17 protein-coding genes are annotated in these 16,361 nt (G+C 33.0%); 4 read left to right on the forward strand and 13 right to left on the reverse strand.

The window, feature by feature from the left end:
* Positions 1-25 precede the first annotated feature (25 nt).
* The 3 genes from JOD96_RS00960 (at position 26) to JOD96_RS00970 (ending at position 6,081) form a co-directional block, all read left to right on the forward strand.
* The gene (locus JOD96_RS00960) at positions 26-949 is read left to right on the forward strand and encodes a FecR family protein (protein ID WP_209562395.1); all 924 of its coding nucleotides are present in this window, start codon (positions 26-28) and stop codon (positions 947-949) included.
* A gap of 74 nt (positions 950-1,023) precedes the next feature.
* On the forward strand, positions 1,024-4,308 hold the full coding sequence (locus tag JOD96_RS00965; RefSeq protein ID WP_209562396.1) for a SusC/RagA family TonB-linked outer membrane protein: 3,285 nt from the start codon (positions 1,024-1,026) through the stop codon (positions 4,306-4,308).
* A 6-nt stretch (positions 4,309-4,314) separates the two neighbouring features.
* Positions 4,315-6,081, forward strand: a complete 1,767-nt coding sequence (locus JOD96_RS00970; RefSeq protein ID WP_209562397.1) for a RagB/SusD family nutrient uptake outer membrane protein — start codon at positions 4,315-4,317, stop codon at positions 6,079-6,081.
* 64 nt (positions 6,082-6,145) lie between these two features.
* Here JOD96_RS00970 and JOD96_RS00975 read toward each other — a convergent pair whose 3' ends face one another.
* The 11 genes from JOD96_RS00975 to JOD96_RS01025 form a co-directional block, all read right to left on the reverse strand.
* Positions 6,146-6,907 carry a porin family protein gene (locus JOD96_RS00975; protein ID WP_209562398.1) on the reverse strand — a complete coding sequence of 254 codons (762 nt, stop codon included), beginning with the start codon at positions 6,905-6,907 and terminating at the stop codon, positions 6,146-6,148.
* A 10-nt stretch (positions 6,908-6,917) separates the two neighbouring features.
* Positions 6,918-8,039: a hypothetical protein gene (locus tag JOD96_RS00980; protein ID WP_209562399.1), complete on the reverse strand. Its 1,122-nt coding sequence runs from the start codon at positions 8,037-8,039 to the stop codon at positions 6,918-6,920.
* Between the two features lie 307 nt (positions 8,040-8,346).
* The gene (locus tag JOD96_RS00985; protein ID WP_209562400.1) at positions 8,347-8,556 is read right to left on the reverse strand and encodes a hypothetical protein; all 210 of its coding nucleotides are present in this window, start codon (positions 8,554-8,556) and stop codon (positions 8,347-8,349) included.
* Between the two features lie 21 nt (positions 8,557-8,577).
* Complete coding sequence (locus tag JOD96_RS00990) at positions 8,578-8,991, reverse strand: hypothetical protein (protein ID WP_209562401.1); 414 nt, start codon at positions 8,989-8,991, stop codon at positions 8,578-8,580.
* A gap of 57 nt (positions 8,992-9,048) precedes the next feature.
* Entirely contained in the window at positions 9,049-9,948 is a 900-nt protein-coding gene (locus JOD96_RS00995; protein ID WP_209562402.1) for a hypothetical protein, read from the reverse strand.
* Positions 9,949-9,953: 5 nt separating this feature from the next.
* Positions 9,954-11,222 carry an ABC transporter permease gene (locus JOD96_RS01000; protein WP_209562403.1) on the reverse strand — a complete coding sequence of 423 codons (1,269 nt, stop codon included), beginning with the start codon at positions 11,220-11,222 and terminating at the stop codon, positions 9,954-9,956.
* Between the two features lie 3 nt (positions 11,223-11,225).
* Positions 11,226-11,621, reverse strand: a complete 396-nt coding sequence (locus JOD96_RS01005) for a hypothetical protein (protein ID WP_209562404.1) — start codon at positions 11,619-11,621, stop codon at positions 11,226-11,228.
* A gap of 12 nt (positions 11,622-11,633) precedes the next feature.
* Positions 11,634-11,879 carry an excalibur calcium-binding domain-containing protein gene (locus JOD96_RS01010; RefSeq protein WP_209562405.1) on the reverse strand — a complete coding sequence of 82 codons (246 nt, stop codon included), beginning with the start codon at positions 11,877-11,879 and terminating at the stop codon, positions 11,634-11,636.
* Between the two features lie 2 nt (positions 11,880-11,881).
* A complete protein-coding gene (locus JOD96_RS01015; RefSeq protein WP_209562406.1) occupies positions 11,882-12,112 on the reverse strand; it encodes a DUF4236 domain-containing protein in 231 nt (76 codons plus the stop codon).
* 225 nt (positions 12,113-12,337) lie between these two features.
* A complete protein-coding gene (gene yidD, locus JOD96_RS01020; RefSeq protein WP_209562407.1) occupies positions 12,338-12,619 on the reverse strand; it encodes a membrane protein insertion efficiency factor YidD in 282 nt (93 codons plus the stop codon).
* 379 nt (positions 12,620-12,998) lie between these two features.
* Positions 12,999-13,340: a hypothetical protein gene (locus JOD96_RS01025; RefSeq protein ID WP_209562408.1), complete on the reverse strand. Its 342-nt coding sequence runs from the start codon at positions 13,338-13,340 to the stop codon at positions 12,999-13,001.
* A 198-nt stretch (positions 13,341-13,538) separates the two neighbouring features.
* Here JOD96_RS01025 and JOD96_RS01030 point away from each other — a divergent pair, with 198 nt between their 5' ends.
* Positions 13,539-13,946 carry a helix-turn-helix domain-containing protein gene (locus JOD96_RS01030; RefSeq protein WP_209562409.1) on the forward strand — a complete coding sequence of 136 codons (408 nt, stop codon included), beginning with the start codon at positions 13,539-13,541 and terminating at the stop codon, positions 13,944-13,946.
* 44 nt (positions 13,947-13,990) lie between these two features.
* On the opposite strand, the gene JOD96_RS01035 is transcribed toward JOD96_RS01030, so the two are convergent.
* Both JOD96_RS01035 and JOD96_RS01040 read right to left on the reverse strand, forming a co-directional pair.
* The gene (locus tag JOD96_RS01035; protein ID WP_209562410.1) at positions 13,991-14,659 is read right to left on the reverse strand and encodes a response regulator; all 669 of its coding nucleotides are present in this window, start codon (positions 14,657-14,659) and stop codon (positions 13,991-13,993) included.
* Positions 14,660-14,664: 5 nt separating this feature from the next.
* The gene (locus JOD96_RS01040) at positions 14,665-16,125 is read right to left on the reverse strand and encodes a tetratricopeptide repeat protein (protein WP_317195265.1); all 1,461 of its coding nucleotides are present in this window, start codon (positions 16,123-16,125) and stop codon (positions 14,665-14,667) included.
* Positions 16,126-16,361 lie beyond the last annotated feature (236 nt).

Here is a 16,361-nt window from a genome sequence, read left to right on the forward strand (position 1 = left end):
GTACTTGTAGATAACAACAAGTATTATGGTGAAAAGAATCAGACACAGTTTAGAATATCTTATAAATAAAAGTGTTCAGAATAAAACGTCAAAAGCAGAAGAAAATCTATTAGATCATTTTGCTTTTACAGCATATAAAAATGCAAAATGGGATGAAGCTTCGATGGGCAACAGCGACGAAGTTTCTAAAAACATATATGAAAGTATTCTGCTTCGAATAGAGAAGAAAAAAACTTTCAACCCCTATTTTAAATATATGGCTGCTGCCAGTATTCTTTTTCTTGTTGGTTTAGGAATTTTTTACAAGCCTGATACATCAAACGAAAAACAATTAACATTTAAAACCACATCATCTCCAAAATCAATCAGATTAAGTGATGGTTCGAAAATTTATCTGGCAGCAAATTCTTTATTTCAATATCCTGCAAAATTCGATGGTAATCAAAGAAATGTTTCCTTATTAAAGGGAAATGCTTTTTTTGAAGTTGCCAAAGACAAAAAACACCCTTTTATAATCGAGTCGGGAGAGATCAAAACCAGAGTTGTCGGGACTTCCTTTCATATTCAGTTTTCAAAATCAAAATGCGAAGTGATCGTCGTAACCGGAAAAGTAAATGTATCGGCAAAAGGGCAAAGTATTGATCTGGTCCCGAATCAGCAAGCTTTGTTTGTGGATAAAAAACTAACCAGACTTCCGGTTGATAAAATTCTTTCAATCAATTGGTATACAAAAGATATTACGCTCAATCAGGCGACACTAAAACAGGTAATCACCATTTTACAATACAAATACGGAGTAACCTTTGAATATAAAAACCAGGCTGTGCTTACTATGCCCGTAACCGTTTTTATTGAAAAGAATGCTTCTCTCGAAAGTGTTTTAAAGCAAATAAACTATATCACAAACTTAAAATTCAATATATATGACGAAATAGTACAAGTGAATTAACAACAAAAAAAAGCAGTTGCTGAGAACAACTGCCAATTAATAATTAAGTATCGAAAAACCCAATAACTTAAATCATGTATTTTAAACTTACCAATTTAAATCTAAAAAGCATACTCTTTTTAGCCCTGACATTACTGTCGTTTCAAAGCGGTTTCAGTACAAACAATTTTCTTAAAAAATCAAAAGTAGAAAATAAAATAGAAAAAGCAACTTTGGTTTCTATTTTTTCAAAATTGAGCAAACAGACCGATTATAAATTTAGCTACGGACAAGCAATCATTTCAGATAATACAGTTTATACCGTAAATTATAACAATGAATCTGTTGCGTTAATTTTGAGTGATCTTTCTAAAAAAGCTAATTTCAATTATAACATTAATGGCAAATTAGTTTTAATACAAAAAACAACTGCAGTAAAAACTTCAAAATCAGAAGCAAAAATTACGGTAAAAGGAAAAATTGTTGACGAAAACGGCGTGCCAATGCCGGGTGTAACTATTTTAGAAGCCAATACTAAAAATAGTGCTGTTACTAATTTTGATGGAGAATTTGAACTTTCTGTAAATGAAGGAACAAATCTTGAGGTTTCTTATTTAGGATATAAAACCAAAACATTAGCAGCTCAAAAAGGGTTCATGACAATCCAACTAGAGCCAAATACTTCTGAATTGAGCGAAGTATTGATTGTGGGTTATGGAAAACAATCTAAAAAAGATGTTACGGGAGCAGTTACACAATTAGAAGCTGCCAATTTCAAACAAGGGGTAAACGTTTCTGCCGATAATTTACTTCAGGGAAAAGTTGCCGGTGTACGTGTTGTAAGCACAAGTGGTGAGCCAGGAGCAGGAGTAAATGTTACAATTAGAGGAGTTGGTTCTATCAGAAGCGGTAGTACACCTTTGTTTGTTGTAGACGGAATGCCTTTGACAAATGATGATGTGAGTCCTGCAGGAAGTAATGTTGGATTTGGAACTTCATCTGCAAAAAATCCATTAAACTTTTTGAATACAAGTGATATCGAATCGATTACAGTTCTTAAAGATGCTTCTGCAGCGGCTATTTACGGTGCAAGAGGATCAAACGGAGTTGTTTTGGTTACTACTAAAAAAGGATCAAAAGGGGAGGGAACATTGACTTTTGATTCTTATATGGGAATTGCAACTGTGGCCAATAAATTGGATGTTTTAAACGCAAGCCAATACAGAGGTGCTATTAAAGATCCTGATTTTGACCATGGCGGAAACACAGACTGGCAGGATGTAATCTACAGAACTGCAGTTACTTCAAACAATGCGCTGTCTTTTTCTAAGCAGACAGAAACTGGAAATTATTACGCTTCTATTGCTCAAATGGATCAGGAAGGAATCATTCGTAACAGTAATTTTAAACGTATTTCAGGAAGAATCAATGCAGCAGAATCATTTTTGGACAACAAACGTCTGAAAGTAAAAATGAACCTTACTGCAAGTGAAACTAAAGATGACGGTGTACCAACAAGTGACGACGGAGGTTCTAACGGACAATTGATCGTACATACCTTAATGGCAAACCCGACAAGATCGGTTTTTGATGAGAACGGAAATTATACCAATTTCAACATGAATGCTCATTACAACCCGGCTTATCTTTTAAGTATTTATGAGGATCAGACACGTACTTTGAGAGTTCTTGGAAATTTAGAAACTTCTTTGAGAATTATAGACGGTTTAGAATATAAACTGAATATTGGTATTGACCGTTCTATGGCAGAAAGAAACACAACTATTTATCCAAACTTAACAGATTTGAACAAAATAGGAAAATATGTTCAGAATAATCTTGACTCCAAAAATTCATTGGTTGAGCATTATTTAACCTATAGCACTACAGTATCAGACAAACATAAAATTGAAGCTTTGGGTGGTTTCTCTTATCAAAAATTCGAAAGATCGGGTACAAGTTTTAGTATTGAAGGTATTAATGCACAAGGAGTTGGTATAAAACCTGAAATCGATCCGGGTTCAAAAGGAATATTACCGATACTTTCCGGTTATGCACAGGAAAATGAATTGCAGTCTTATTTTGGAAGACTTAACTATAGTTTTGATAACAAATATTTGCTGACTGCTTCTATGAGAGCTGACGGTTCGACACGTTTTGGTGAAAATAATAAATACGGTTATTTCCCATCATTTGCTTTGGGATGGAATATTAATAACGAAAGTTTTCTTCAGGATTCTGCCACGATCAACAACTTAAAATTAAGAGTAAGCTGGGGACAAACCGGAAACCAGGAAGTTGAAAACAAACTTACTAAAGCAAGTTATTCATTATCGGGTGCTGACGGATATTATTTATACGATGATCTGAATTTGGTAAATGGTATTTCTGTAAAAAGAACAGCTAATCCTGATTTGAAATGGGAAGTTGTGACACAATACAACGTAGGTCTTGATTTTAATTTATGGAATGATAAATTGTACGGAACTGTAGATTATTTTAATAAAACGACAACCGATGCAATCCTAAACGTTCCTTCTCCGCCTTTGAGTCCAACTACTACAATCTGGACTAATATTAACCAGGGAAAAATCATCAATAAAGGTTTTGAGATTATGTTAGGCTCTAAAGTTGTTGATACAAAAGATTTTACATGGAATATTGATGCGAATGGTGCAACTTTAAATAACAAAATTGAAGATCTTCCTGTTTCAGAAATTCTTTCAGGAACAATTTCAGGACCTGGACAATCTGGAGTAAATGCTAATATCTACAAAAGTGGTTATGCAGCAGGATCTTTTTATTTGGTTGAGCATATCGGTTTTGACGATAAAGGAGCAAACGTTTTTAAAGATCAAAACGGAGACGGCAAAATTGATAATGCCGACAGAGTTATTATCGAAGGTGCTTTACCAACTTTCTATTACGGATTTAACAGTGATATGAGGTATAAAAACTTTACATTCTCATTCTCAATAATCGGACAGACTGGTGGTTATTTATTAAACAATACAGGTTTGAATGCCTTGAACATAAATAACTTGGCATCAGACAGAAACGTTGCTACAGGTTATTATGAATCTGGCGCAAATGCTTCAAACTCACCAACTTTATCGACACTTTTCTTAGAAAAGTCTGATTTCATCAGATTGAATACGGCCCGTATCGGTTACAATTTTGATCTGAAAGGTATGACATGGATCAACGGACTGACACTTTATGTAACAGGTCAAAATTTACTTACCATTACAAATTATACAGGTTACGACCCGTTAATCAACAGTCCTAAACCAAACGGTGGAAACCAATCTATCGGTATTGATTATGCCAGTTACCCAACTTCCAGAACTTTTAGTTTCGGAGCAACTTTAAAATTATAATTTACCATGAAAACAAAAACCATTTTTAGTATAAAAATCATAACTATATTTTCTTTTATTTTTTTGCTAAACAGTTGTACAGACTTAGATGAGGTAGTTCTGGATGAGGTGCTGGGTGAAAATGCATCTGACCCTGCCGGTGCTCTTGCAGCTGCCTACGACAGACTTGGAGACGGAACTTTTACAGATCACGGAGCTGTTTTTGCCATGCAGGAATATACGACAGACGAAGCTATTTTGCCAACCCGCGGAAGTGACTGGGGAGATGGTGGAAAATGGAGAGATATGCATGAGTTTACCTGGAGTTCTAATAATGCTATAATAGTAAGTAACTGGGATTTATTAACAAACGGAATTACTCGTTCTCTAACAGCTATTCAGGCTGTTGAGCTAAGTACAATTCCTGAGAAGAAATTGTTCCTTGCAGAAGCAAAAGCACTTTTGGCTTATTATACCTATACAACTTTAGACTTGTACGGACAAGCTCCTTACAGAGATGCGATGGATACAAAAGCACCTTTGCAAATTTTACAGGCCGATACTCATATTGACAAATTAATAACAGATGTAGAAGCTTTAATACCTGACTTGGCAAATGTTGGAGAACAACGTACACATCACGGGCGTTTTACAAAACAGGCTGCTTATGCTTTTTTGGCAAATATGTATTTGAACCGTGCCGTATTTAAGGATCGTTACAATCCAGGATCAGGTTTTAATTTTAATGAAGCAGCAGTATCAGGTTCAGGAACAGATATGGACCGTGTTATTTACTACACTACATTATTGATCGATTCAGGAAAATTCAGTTTAGAAAGTGATTATTTCAAAAACTTTGCAAGAGATAATGAGAATGGAAAAGAGCTTATTTTTGCAATTTCTCAAAAAATAGATTATATCAGAAACGGGTCTAACAGTTTTGCCTATGTATGTATGGAGCGTAACCAAAGAACGTCTGCCCTGAACAGAGGGACAAATGCTTCTTGTACAACTCCGGAATTTTATGCAAGCTGGAACGGAAACCATGATGATCCAAGATTCGAACAGCATTACCAATATGCTGATGGTACATGGTTTATGAATGACGGTACAGACGTAAGTGTTCCTGCAACAGACATCGTACCAAAAAGCGCCAACTTGCCTTGGTTTCATTTTAACAGAGGAATTCAGGCCGGACTTCAATATGGTCCAATTTTATTGCCTTCCGGATCTCTTGAAATGGTAGGTAACCGAATTAAGGTTTCTCCATTATATATGGAAAAAAAGACGACTTTGAGAATGAATTTTACGCCAACACTGACATTTTCAGATCCTACAAAATCTGTTTTTGCGCAGGATGAAATCAATCAGGGAGCTCGTGTATTTAAATATGAATTTGATCCCGAAGGAGGAAACGGTAACAGTAATGTTGATATTCCGTTATTCCGTTTAGGTGGAGTTTATGCTATGAGAGCCGAAGCACTTTTTAGAAAAGGAAGCACCGGTTTAGCTATGGACGATTTAAACAAATTGCGCACAAGCAGAAAAAGAGAATCTTTATTTGCAAATGCTCCGGGAAAAGCACTTACTTCTTTGGACTCAGAACAATTATATAAAGAATTAGGTTTCGAATTGTACTGGGAATTACAAAGAAGACCCGAAAGTATTCGTTTTGGAAAATTTGATCTGGCCGGAACTGCAAAAGCTGCTTCCCAACCATTTAGAAGAGTATTTCCAATTCCTCAAACTGTTATAGATCAAAAAGTCTTTAAACAAAATCAAGGTTACAATTAAGTTTTTTTTGTGTTAGTTTATTTTTACGTAAAAGCCTGTTCATTTATTTGAGCAGGCTTTTCTATTATTTAGGACTTTCAGGCAGAATAACTTTATATTTTTCTTCCTCTTCTTTGGCTCTTTTTTTGGCAGCTTTTCCTTTTCCGATCGGTATTCCCGCTGTAACGTACAAAGATCTGTTATACTGGTCAGGACTTGAATCCCCCTTCATCAGAGGTACTAATCCGTAGTAGTATTGAACGGTTATATTCAGACCATTTCCAACATTCATATGATACCCGGCGCCAACCGCAATTCCGGCATCAATAACATGCAGTTTATCCCTTATATTGTATTTATAAACCACATCTTCTTTATTATATTCATTTTTAAATTTATCAAAAGCCTTGGCCAGCAATCCTGCTTGCGGGCCTGCTTTTAGATATATATTATTTTTGAATTGATATTTGATGAGAATGGGTACATTAAAATAACGAATTTCCCGGTCAACACTTCCTCCTGCAAATGTATTATCCAGATTAGCATCGTTTAAGGAATAAACCGGTAATCCGTGAGCTCCCATAGGCGATTTTACAATAACTCCGGTGTTGATCATCCAGGCCGGATTTTTTTTTGATTTTATATCGAAATAAAACCCCAGATTAAAACCCATTTCTGTTCCTGAAGTCTCTAGATTAGAAATGGTAGAAAAATTAAGTCCGCCATCTAAGCCAAACTCCAAAAATGGTGAATTGAGTTTATCTCCAAAAATCAGGGAAATCAAAACTTGTGACTGGGCAGAAGCAATGCAAAAAAAAGTACTGAGTAAAAACAAACCTTTTTTCATGTTGATAAAATTAGAGTCCAAAACGATATTGAAGACCTCCCAATACTTGTGTACGGCTTCCTAAAAAACCAGCCTCAAACCTAAACATGATGTGTTTATTGTATTGAAACTGAGTTCCCATGATAAAATTCCACATGTCTTTTGGCCTTTTTTGAAGGGAATATTGCACCGTTGATGAATCTGCGGTACTCAAAGCTCCGTCTAAAGTTGTTAGAATATTTCCGGCACTTTCCAACGCTCTGTTTGCTGTATTGTGTTTTGCCGAATTCACAGGATTTGCCTGTTGTGCAGGAGTAAGCGAATTCCACCACGTATCGACTTTAGTTTGGTTTTCGGCTACTTTTTCAAAACCATTATCGACTTTTTGCTGAGCGCCGTCTAACTCCAGGATATCCGATAAATTTATATTTCCATTGGTATCGCCTGAGATATGCACCCTAAAACCTCCAACCCAAACCGCAATATTTTGGTCATGTTTATTAAACTGGAAAGTTTTACCCAACCGGGGACCAAAAACATACGAAAACGCAGGTTTGTCTAACGCGCTCACATCGCTCCACGACATATTCATATCAAGTGCCAGCCAGCCGCCGCCAATACCAATAGTTGGCGTCATACCAAATCCGAAAGTAGTGATGTCAAAATTTGCTTTTGTATTAAAGCTGGCTACCTGCGACCAGTTATTATCAGCATCAGGAACCCAGATTCCGGCATTAATTTTTGTTGTTGAATTGCCTTTGCCCAAAATTCCATAAATATTTAAAAAAGGCAGCAGCCAGATATCAGGTCTGATCGTAAGTGCTCCCGCTTCTACAGTAGATTTATCAAAACGTACAATTTCATCCAGATTAAATTGCGGACCATTATTAAATCCAACTTCCAGACCATTGATTACAATTTCAGAATCCTGCCAGAAATAATTAACAGAAACCCCGGCAGAGTAGGGAAGCTTGTATCCTTTCTGAGCGACTTTTTCTCCCCAAATAGGTAAGGCATATGGGTATTTCTCTGTTTTTAGACTGTCTTTAAGCTGTTCGTTTTTTTTTCCAACTATTTTTTCGGTGTATACCTGACCAAAAATCTGGATACTAAAAAATAAAAATGCGGCGGATATTAGCGTTGTACATTTCATTGACTAGTGTTTTTAAAATTAATTAATTAACTGCGTTGAATAAATATGTATTAGAGGTAATCAAGGCTATTATTTTTCAATAAGTAAAGAGTATAAGATATTTTATCAAAGGCGTAGAATAAAAAATATGCGGTAATTAGTGTTAAAGTTAAGTAAAATTTTCTTTCAAAACCGTCAAAATTAAAAATATTGATTGAATATGCTATTGATAATGAGTGGTGTATGTAATTTTAAACCAAAAAAGGACAAAAGAAGAAGAATCTTTTGTCCTGATAATTTTGAAAACTGAAAATTTATTTCGTAAAAATTAATCTTCCCAACCACATAAAGTTAAGCCATAACCCTGTGCCTGAGAAAGCGATACTTTGGTTAATTCATGGCGGCAGGCAGTTAATCCACGGCAATGTTCTTTATAATGGTATTTTTTTGCACCCGTTGGCCCGCAGATATAAACACTGGTTTCAACTGTACGAAAAGAACTTAGAAGGATCAATAGCAGAATTACAATATATTTCATAGCAGGTTGGGGTTAAGGCAATCATTTAACTTTTAAGTAATACTCATTTCCATTATCGTCAGTTGCTTTAAGTTTTCCAAACTCTACCCATTCAGCTTTAATTTCGATATCATTCAGCGTATCAGATATTAAAATTCCGGCACCGTATTTACCCTCGACATTAATGTTTCCGTAAACCGAATCGCCTTTGGTGTTCACGCCCTTTACATCATAATTATATTCATAATGACCCGACTTGCCGGTTCTGTATTCGTATTGATATTCAGTGTCTACGTGGTACGTTTTTGCTTCTTCGGGTGTAATGACTTTACGATCTTCCGTGGTAATTACCTCTTTATAAAAAGTATTTATCTTTTGAGAAGGAGGCAGTTCTCTTTTGCAGCCCGTAAAAATGACAGCTAAAGCAAATAATGTAATTTTATATTTCACAGGCATTTTTTGATAAATGTAATTAGAACAGACAGTTTGGGAAAGAGTAGTTATACGGGATTATTAACTTGTCTTTTTGAGTATAAAATCCTGAATTATTTTTTCCATATTTGATGGTAAATCGGCATTTTTGATTTCAAAATGCTTTATTTTCATTTCTGTAAACCATTTTGTCCAATATGCTTTAATTACTTTTTCTTCATATGGATTTTTATTATCCGGGTGAATGCCTAAAACCAGTACTTCCAGATTTGATAAGTCCTCATCAACTTGAATAAAACCAAAATCCTGTTCATCAAATTTTTTGTTCCAGTTTTGCATGTTTAAATCATTTTTTCGAATTAATTCAGGAGTAATATAAGAGGTTCTATTACCTTGGGTTATAACTGTATTTTTATGAAATATATATCCATCTGTCAACACAATCAATATATTTCGATAATTATCTTCAACACATTGATCTTTTACTTTTGTGTCAAAAAAGTTCCAAATATCAGAACCAATGAAATTGTCATCTTTTATGGCTGAGCTATATATTTTTGAAGTCTTGGAAGCATAGTTTTCATTTATTGAATTCAAAAAACCTTTAGAAACATTATTTTTATTAATAGCAATTTTTAAATTCTCTGAAATCGAATTAATTTCAGGATCTAAAGGTTCAGGGTTAAAAAACAATTGCATTTTATCATCAATCTGCCTGATTCTTTTTGTTTTTAAATGCTGCGTAAAAGCTTCAGAAACAGATTTTATATATCCTAAATCTCTTTGATAATATTCCATCGTTGGATTAGGATTTTTTTTGAGACTAATTCTGTCTGATAAATCAAGCAGAATACTAATATTGTAATTTTCTGCGGCTGGATTTTTTGTTATAACTTCTTTTTCTTCCTTATCAGATTCTTGTTTGCATGAAGTAATAAAAAGTAATAAAATTGCTGGTATGATTAGTAAAATTTTCTTCATGATACTTAATTTTTAGAATAAACCAAATGTTGAAAATCAGGATCTACAAGGTTTAATTTGGTAAGATGTTCTTCAGATGAGGTTTCGCATTTTTCTAACAATTCAGTTTTTTGATTGTGAGCCAATGCTATTTCAGTATTAATTGCCTGAAACCAGCCTTCTTTGTACTGATGGTGATAATGCAGATATTCTTTTACCGGAAAGACAAAGCCATCAATTTTAGACTGCAATTCAGAGATTTTTCCATTGATAGTAATAACCTGCTGTTTAAAATCATTGATTTTATTAATAATATCAATTTTTAATTTTTCTAAATCAATTTGTTTTTCTTTTTTGCCTCTTATGAATGCTCTGATTTTATCGATGTTTTCAAATTCTTTCATTACAAAATCAAAAACAAGTCCCCAGATAATATATACTACAAATCCGGCAAAAATGATCATCCAAAATTCCGCTTCGCCCAAAGCAATATTCAAATTATAGGGCGCAGATTCTGTCGTTTTATTGAATTCATAAATTTTCTTTTCAATTTGATAAGCCAATAAAGCATCAAACAAAAAAGTTGTTAAAAACAACGCTATCATTCTAAAGATATTTTTAAGACCTTTTGTTTTTTGTACCATATGAATAACATATCCTAATCCCATAAATACAAAAGGAATTGTAACAACCAAGACACCTTCGAGCCAACTAGCTTTAAAAGAATTATTCAGGGCATCTGCGTCAAAAATGGCGGCGGTTAAACTATCATTGGCAAATTCTTTAAAAAAGGCAGAATAAGATGCTGAAATATAAAATACTAACAGATAAAGCGTAATGGGTAATAAAAGAAATAAACCTATATAAAACTGGGCTTTTAAACCTTTTCCATCTTCAATTCCGTATTTGTCAGGATTGCGTTTTACTTCGACGATCTCACTTTTAATCTGGTCTATTTCGTCATTAATATCTTGTTCTTTCTTTTCAAAAATCCCAATAGCAGCTTCAGATTTCTTAAGTTCAGTTCTGTTTTTTTCCTGCTCTTCGCGATAAGGCTGTTTTAATTTGTCCTGTTCAAGTTTTTGTTTTCTGCATTGATCTTCAAAACTCATATATAAATTTTGAAGGCAAGCTTTCAAAACAATTGGTTTTCCGGTTGCTTTTACTGAGGCAGCAAATCCGCTTTGATAATAGGTGATTCTTATTTGTTCTCTGTCGTCTTCGTTATCATCAAAAGATTTCAGAGAAGAGTCCTCTGTTTTTTTTATGCTGAATAATTGTGTAAGTGATTTCATAACTTAAGAGTTTAGTTGACTAATAATTTCATCTTTCTGAATATTTTTCTGAACACAATCAATGAGATACTCAGAAAGCTCATTAATATTTTCATCCAAAAAATTAAACTTTCTACAATACTTTTTGAGCATATTTAATTCATCCTCAGTAATTTTTCCGTCTGCCCAAATGATTCTGGTAAAATCATATAAATATTCTATTCGGGTATTTAGTTCTTCCGGAATAAGTAATTCTGTATTAATGGGATTCAGAAAAAGTTTATCGAGTTCCTCTCTTGGAATTCCGCGTTCATCTGCAAAATGATATAACATTTGCAATTCTAATACATCAAATTGATCATCAGACAATGCCATTTGATACAATCTTAGAAAATGGCTTTTAAGTTCTAGTGTTATCATTGTTTAAGATATTTATTTTAAGTTTTCACATGCAATTCCGTCACCGTCAGAATCCAGATTTTTGTAACAGCTTTTATTGCTGTCATAAGTTGACTGTGCGGCAGCATGAGATGAAAAATCACCACAGGTTTTGGTTGGACAATTTGAGTTTGTATTGCTTGTCACATCTGCAGAATCTGAGGATTCTGAACATGAAATTGCCAATCGTAACAATACTATTGCAATGAAAATCCCAGTGTATTTTATTCGTTTTTCCATGATTATAAGTGTTTTAGTGTAAAAAGTAAAAAGGTTATGATTCCTGTAAATACAAATAAGACCATGCATCCGCTATTTTGATATCGCACTCCCGAAATACCTGTTTTAACAGAATATCCGTTTTTGTTAAATGTTCCCATTTTTGTTCTTAAACTTGGAGAAATTCCGGATTTACTAATGTTCAATCCAAATCCACCTCCAAGTTTTACTCTTTTTTGAAATCGAAAGCTCATTTTTTATTAGCTTGTATGGCAATCTGGACAGCAAGTTTTGCAGCCATTAGATTTAGTATAAGTTTTTTTAGCTTCGGCAACTGCGGGCTTGCATTCTGAGAATATACCCAAATAAACCCTATTGAGAGGAGTTGGCACATAAACACAATCACTAGTATGAACTTCATGATCTTTGTTTAACTGTTCATTTTTGTTAACATAATAATTTTTCATAATTTTTGGTTTTTAATTAATTAGTCTTTCAGAGATTTCTTCACTGTCAATTATCACTTGAGAAGGAAGAATCATTTGTATTTTATTTGTTACAGGATTATTAAAAATTGCAAAGTTTCCTCTGCAATTTTTGTATCGAAAATGAAATGCTTTTAATCCATTTATTAAACCCTCATTTTGAGTTATGTCGAATACATAATGAGAGCAGGATTTTTTAAAAATGCATTTTTTTCTTTTAGATGGAGGAATAAGATTCCAATACATTTTGATAGTAAATAGTAGTAAATATTTCATTTTACTTTCTAAAAACTACCATTTGTCTGGTTGTGGTATAGCCAGGTTTGTTTCCAAAACCAAAACAGCCATTATCAGGATGAACAAATGTTGAAACTCCTTCTAGACGAATGTATTCCCAACCTTGATTGTTATGACTTTTAATTAAGCTTTAAAGCTGTTCAGCTACATGATTTGAGGTTCCTTTTTTTGGATCAATTGAAGCTACAAATGGTACTACTTTATATTCCATAATTTTTGATTTAATTATTGTTTTAAATTATTTTCAAATTTAAACCTATTTAAAACCAGTATTTTACGGAAAACCATAATCAATAGATTTAGATTGCAGCGATAAAAAAACAGTTGGAAGACTTTTACCAATCAATGTGTTCACGCCTTACATGCCAGTGTCAGCACAAGATTCACCAAGAATCTCCCCAATACAACCCAAAAACTCCATTTCATCCAAGGGAAACATTTGTACAACGGTTTCTAAAATAAGCGCAACATTAATAGAAGAATTTTTGTCTTTCGTAGAAAAGTTATTCATGTCGTGATCCAGAGCCAAAATGCACAATTTTAACATATCTGTAATAACACAACCCAGTTCTAAGTAATTCAAAACCTTAAATTGAACCATTTGGGCATTTTTGTTATTGGTAGGTTTTAATGTTGTAAAATATTGAGCAGTTAATTTTCTTAGCTTTTCTAAATTTTTTTCAGTTTCATTTGTTTCCATAAGGCGTGTATTTTTTAATTTGTAATTGTGTTAGTTATTTACGGTTAAATTATTATTAAAGAAAAATCGTACATTTGTTTAATTTGGCGAAGGAAGAAATAGATTGTCTGTTACCAAACCGTTTTGGTTGGTTTTCTACTGATCAAATTAGTTTTTTACCAGTGGAGGTTTCTCACACTTAATTATTATCTTTGAATTATGAGCACACTAACAAAACCAAATCATATAGGGCGAAAAATAAGCCGTATTCGTGAACTTCGTGACATGAAACAGGAAGCTTTGGCGCAGGCTTTGGGAATAAGCCAGCAAACAATATCTGCTATTGAAAACAGCGAAACTATAGAAGAAGAAAGACTTATAGAAGTAGCTAAAGCACTTGGTGTAACAGTTGAAGCAATTAAAAGTTTTTCTGAAGAAGGGATGATTAATTATTTTAATACTTTTAATGAAAGTCCTAATAACTATTTCGGACTTAATAATTGCACTTTCAATCCATTAGATAAATTAATGGAAACGGTAGAAGAAAATAAAAACCTATATGAACGTTTGCTTCAGGCAGAAAAAGAGAAAATCGAATATTTAGAAAAGCTGCTAAAAGACAAATAAAAAAGCCCCCGAAGGAGCCTTAAAATATATTGCAATAAGGATTTCTAAATAATCCCAATATCTTTTGTAATCGAAACCAAATGAATTGTATTATTGGCTTTAAAAAAGTCTTTGAGTTTGGCGATTCTTTTTTCGATAGTACTTTTACTGATTGTTTTAAAATTCAATTCTTTGAGAGTTTCCGGAATAGTATCCTGAGGAGTTCCTATAGACAATTGTTTTAGAATCTGAATATCCAAATCATCGATTTCGAAATTATTTTTTTCCTGCAGTACAGAAGCAACTTCCGGAGAAATAAAAGTTTCATCTGAGTTGTATAATAAATTGATAGCTTTTTTCAGATCTTCAATGCTGTTTAAACCTTTTAAAACAAAAGCATCAACTCCGGCATTTTCAAAAAGCGATTTTATGCGATAACTTTTATCTTCTACAGAATAGGCTATAATTTTAATATTGGGTTGTAAATCGCGAACTTTTTGAACCAATTCATCGCCGTTAGCAATTTTTACTTCGCGATGATCTGTTTTAAATGAAAGGTCACTAATTAATAAATCGTAAGGTTCATTATCCTGAATAGCTTTTCGGACTTTTAATAAAGCTTCATCACAGTATTTTGAATGTTGGAAATTTTCAATATTTAAATCTTTTAATACTTGTTGAATTCCTAAATTCATTGCATCAAGATCTTCGGCTATTATAACTTTTTTAAACATAGGCTTTATTTAGGCAGTTTTATATTTACTCCAAAACCTTTATCAGGTTCAGTGTCAAAAGTAATAGTTCCTTTTATGGACAGAATACGGTTTTCCATATTTTGCAGGCCATTTTTGATAATTTTATTTTTTTCACAGCCTTTACCATTGTCTTTATAATCAATAAATAGTGATTTTTGGTTGCTTTCAATTTTTATAAACACAAACGGTGCATGACTATGTTTTTTCATGTTCACCATTAACTCCTGCAAAACCCTGTAAATCGTTACTTTTTTTACTTCGTCAATTTCGCTCCAAATTACTTTTTCTATGTTGTTGATAATCACTTTTGTCGAACCGCTGTTATAAGTAGAAAGCATTTCCTTTAAATTAAAAGCAAAATTGTCTTTGGTATCAATATCGCTATTTTCTCTCGAAATTCCACGTACTCGTGTATAAATCTGGTTTAGATTGTGAGCCAAGGTTTCTTTTATAGCTTCTTCTTCTAATGGCTGAGTCTGTGTAAAAGTGATAGCATTAAAAACATTATTGGCTAGTTCATCATGAATATTCTTGGCAATTCTGGTTTCAGTATCATACGCTGTTTTTATTCCAATAATCCGGTTTCTGTTTCTGTAATATCGCACTAAAACAATAATTACAATTACCAGAAAAACAAAGGCAATTATACCTACAATCTTTTGGTATTTTGCTTCCTGAAGAGCTAATAGATTTTCTGCACGTTCTAATTTAAGTTTCTGATTTTCATCTTTCTCTTTTTTAGAATCGTATTTAATCTTTGCAAATTTGTTTTTAAAGTTGTTTCTGATTTTAATAATACTGTCATTTAAAGAAATGTATTTTTGCGCATATTGAGATCCTGAACCATTTGAAATTAAAAGTGATAACGCTTTAAGCCGTTCATCGATACTATTAAATTTTGTTGCGATTTGATACGCACTCTGAGCATTTTGATTCGACTTTTTGGCATCGGTTTTTGCATAAAAATCTGCTAAGTGAAGATAGCTTTCAATACTTCCGTAAAAATCTTCAGACCGATTGCGCAATTGTAAACTTTCATTCATTAATTGCAAACCTTTATCTGGATTTCCATTTTTAAAATAGGCAAAACCAAGATTGTCTAAAACTCTGGCTTTATAATTTATAGCTGATAAATCATTTATTTTTTTCAGATTTAATATTGATTCCAATATCTCAATTGCTTTATTATATTTTTTTTGCTGGATATAAACAACCGCAATATTATTTAAGGGAGCCTGTTTTGAAACTTCGTCTTTAGTTTCTTTTAAAGCTTTATTGTAATAAAAAATAGCATCATCATAAAGAGAAAGTTGTTTATATGCTATTCCAAAGAAATTGTTTACAGCTGCTATATAATTTGTATCATTTTTAAGATAAGGAAGTACTTCGGTTAAAGTCTCTTTACTTCCATAATAATCTCCGTTTATTTGTTGTATATAACCCATTTGAATTAAATTGAAAGCAATGTTTGAGCTATCTTTTGAAGTTTCAAATGCTATTTTTGATTTGTTGAAGTAATAAAAAGAGCTGTTAAAATTACTTTTTTGAAAACTAGCCATTGCTTTTTTCTGAAGAAACTTAGCTTCTTTTTTGAAAGAATTCGGCTGAATTTCCACTGTTGTTTTCTCATTACAAGAAAGAAAAAACACAAAAAGAATAAAACAAAAAATCGGGGATCGTA

Origin of the sequence: Flavobacterium sp. 1355 (genome assembly GCF_017833415.1) — a bacterium.
In the GTDB taxonomy this organism is placed as follows: domain Bacteria; phylum Bacteroidota; class Bacteroidia; order Flavobacteriales; family Flavobacteriaceae; genus Flavobacterium.

Coding starts and splice junctions, on each gene's coding strand:
- JOD96_RS00990 (WP_209562401.1), bottom strand. CDS start 8,991: ATGCCTGTGAAATATAAAATTACATTATTTGCTTTAGCTGTCATTTTT.
- JOD96_RS00965 (WP_209562396.1), top strand. CDS start 1,024: ATGTATTTTAAACTTACCAATTTAAATCTAAAAAGCATACTCTTTTTA.
- JOD96_RS00980 (WP_209562399.1), bottom strand. CDS start 8,039: ATGAAATGTACAACGCTAATATCCGCCGCATTTTTATTTTTTAGTATC.
- JOD96_RS00985 (WP_209562400.1), bottom strand. CDS start 8,556: ATGAAATATATTGTAATTCTGCTATTGATCCTTCTAAGTTCTTTTCGT.
- JOD96_RS01000 (WP_209562403.1), bottom strand. CDS start 11,222: ATGAAATCACTTACACAATTATTCAGCATAAAAAAAACAGAGGACTCT.
- JOD96_RS01035 (WP_209562410.1), bottom strand. CDS start 14,659: ATGTTTAAAAAAGTTATAATAGCCGAAGATCTTGATGCAATGAATTTA.
- JOD96_RS01015 (WP_209562406.1), bottom strand. CDS start 12,112: ATGAGCTTTCGATTTCAAAAAAGAGTAAAACTTGGAGGTGGATTTGGA.
- JOD96_RS01010 (WP_209562405.1), bottom strand. CDS start 11,879: ATGGAAAAACGAATAAAATACACTGGGATTTTCATTGCAATAGTATTG.
- JOD96_RS00970 (WP_209562397.1), top strand. CDS start 4,315: ATGAAAACAAAAACCATTTTTAGTATAAAAATCATAACTATATTTTCT.
- yidD (WP_209562407.1), bottom strand. CDS start 12,619: ATGAAATATTTACTACTATTTACTATCAAAATGTATTGGAATCTTATT.
- JOD96_RS01025 (WP_209562408.1), bottom strand. CDS start 13,340: ATGGAAACAAATGAAACTGAAAAAAATTTAGAAAAGCTAAGAAAATTA.
- JOD96_RS01005 (WP_209562404.1), bottom strand. CDS start 11,621: ATGATAACACTAGAACTTAAAAGCCATTTTCTAAGATTGTATCAAATG.
- JOD96_RS00960 (WP_209562395.1), top strand. CDS start 26: ATGGTGAAAAGAATCAGACACAGTTTAGAATATCTTATAAATAAAAGT.
- JOD96_RS00995 (WP_209562402.1), bottom strand. CDS start 9,948: ATGAAGAAAATTTTACTAATCATACCAGCAATTTTATTACTTTTTATT.
- JOD96_RS01040 (WP_317195265.1), bottom strand. CDS start 16,125: ATGGGTTATATACAACAAATAAACGGAGATTATTATGGAAGTAAAGAG.
- JOD96_RS00975 (WP_209562398.1), bottom strand. CDS start 6,907: ATGAAAAAAGGTTTGTTTTTACTCAGTACTTTTTTTTGCATTGCTTCT.
- JOD96_RS01030 (WP_209562409.1), top strand. CDS start 13,539: ATGAGCACACTAACAAAACCAAATCATATAGGGCGAAAAATAAGCCGT.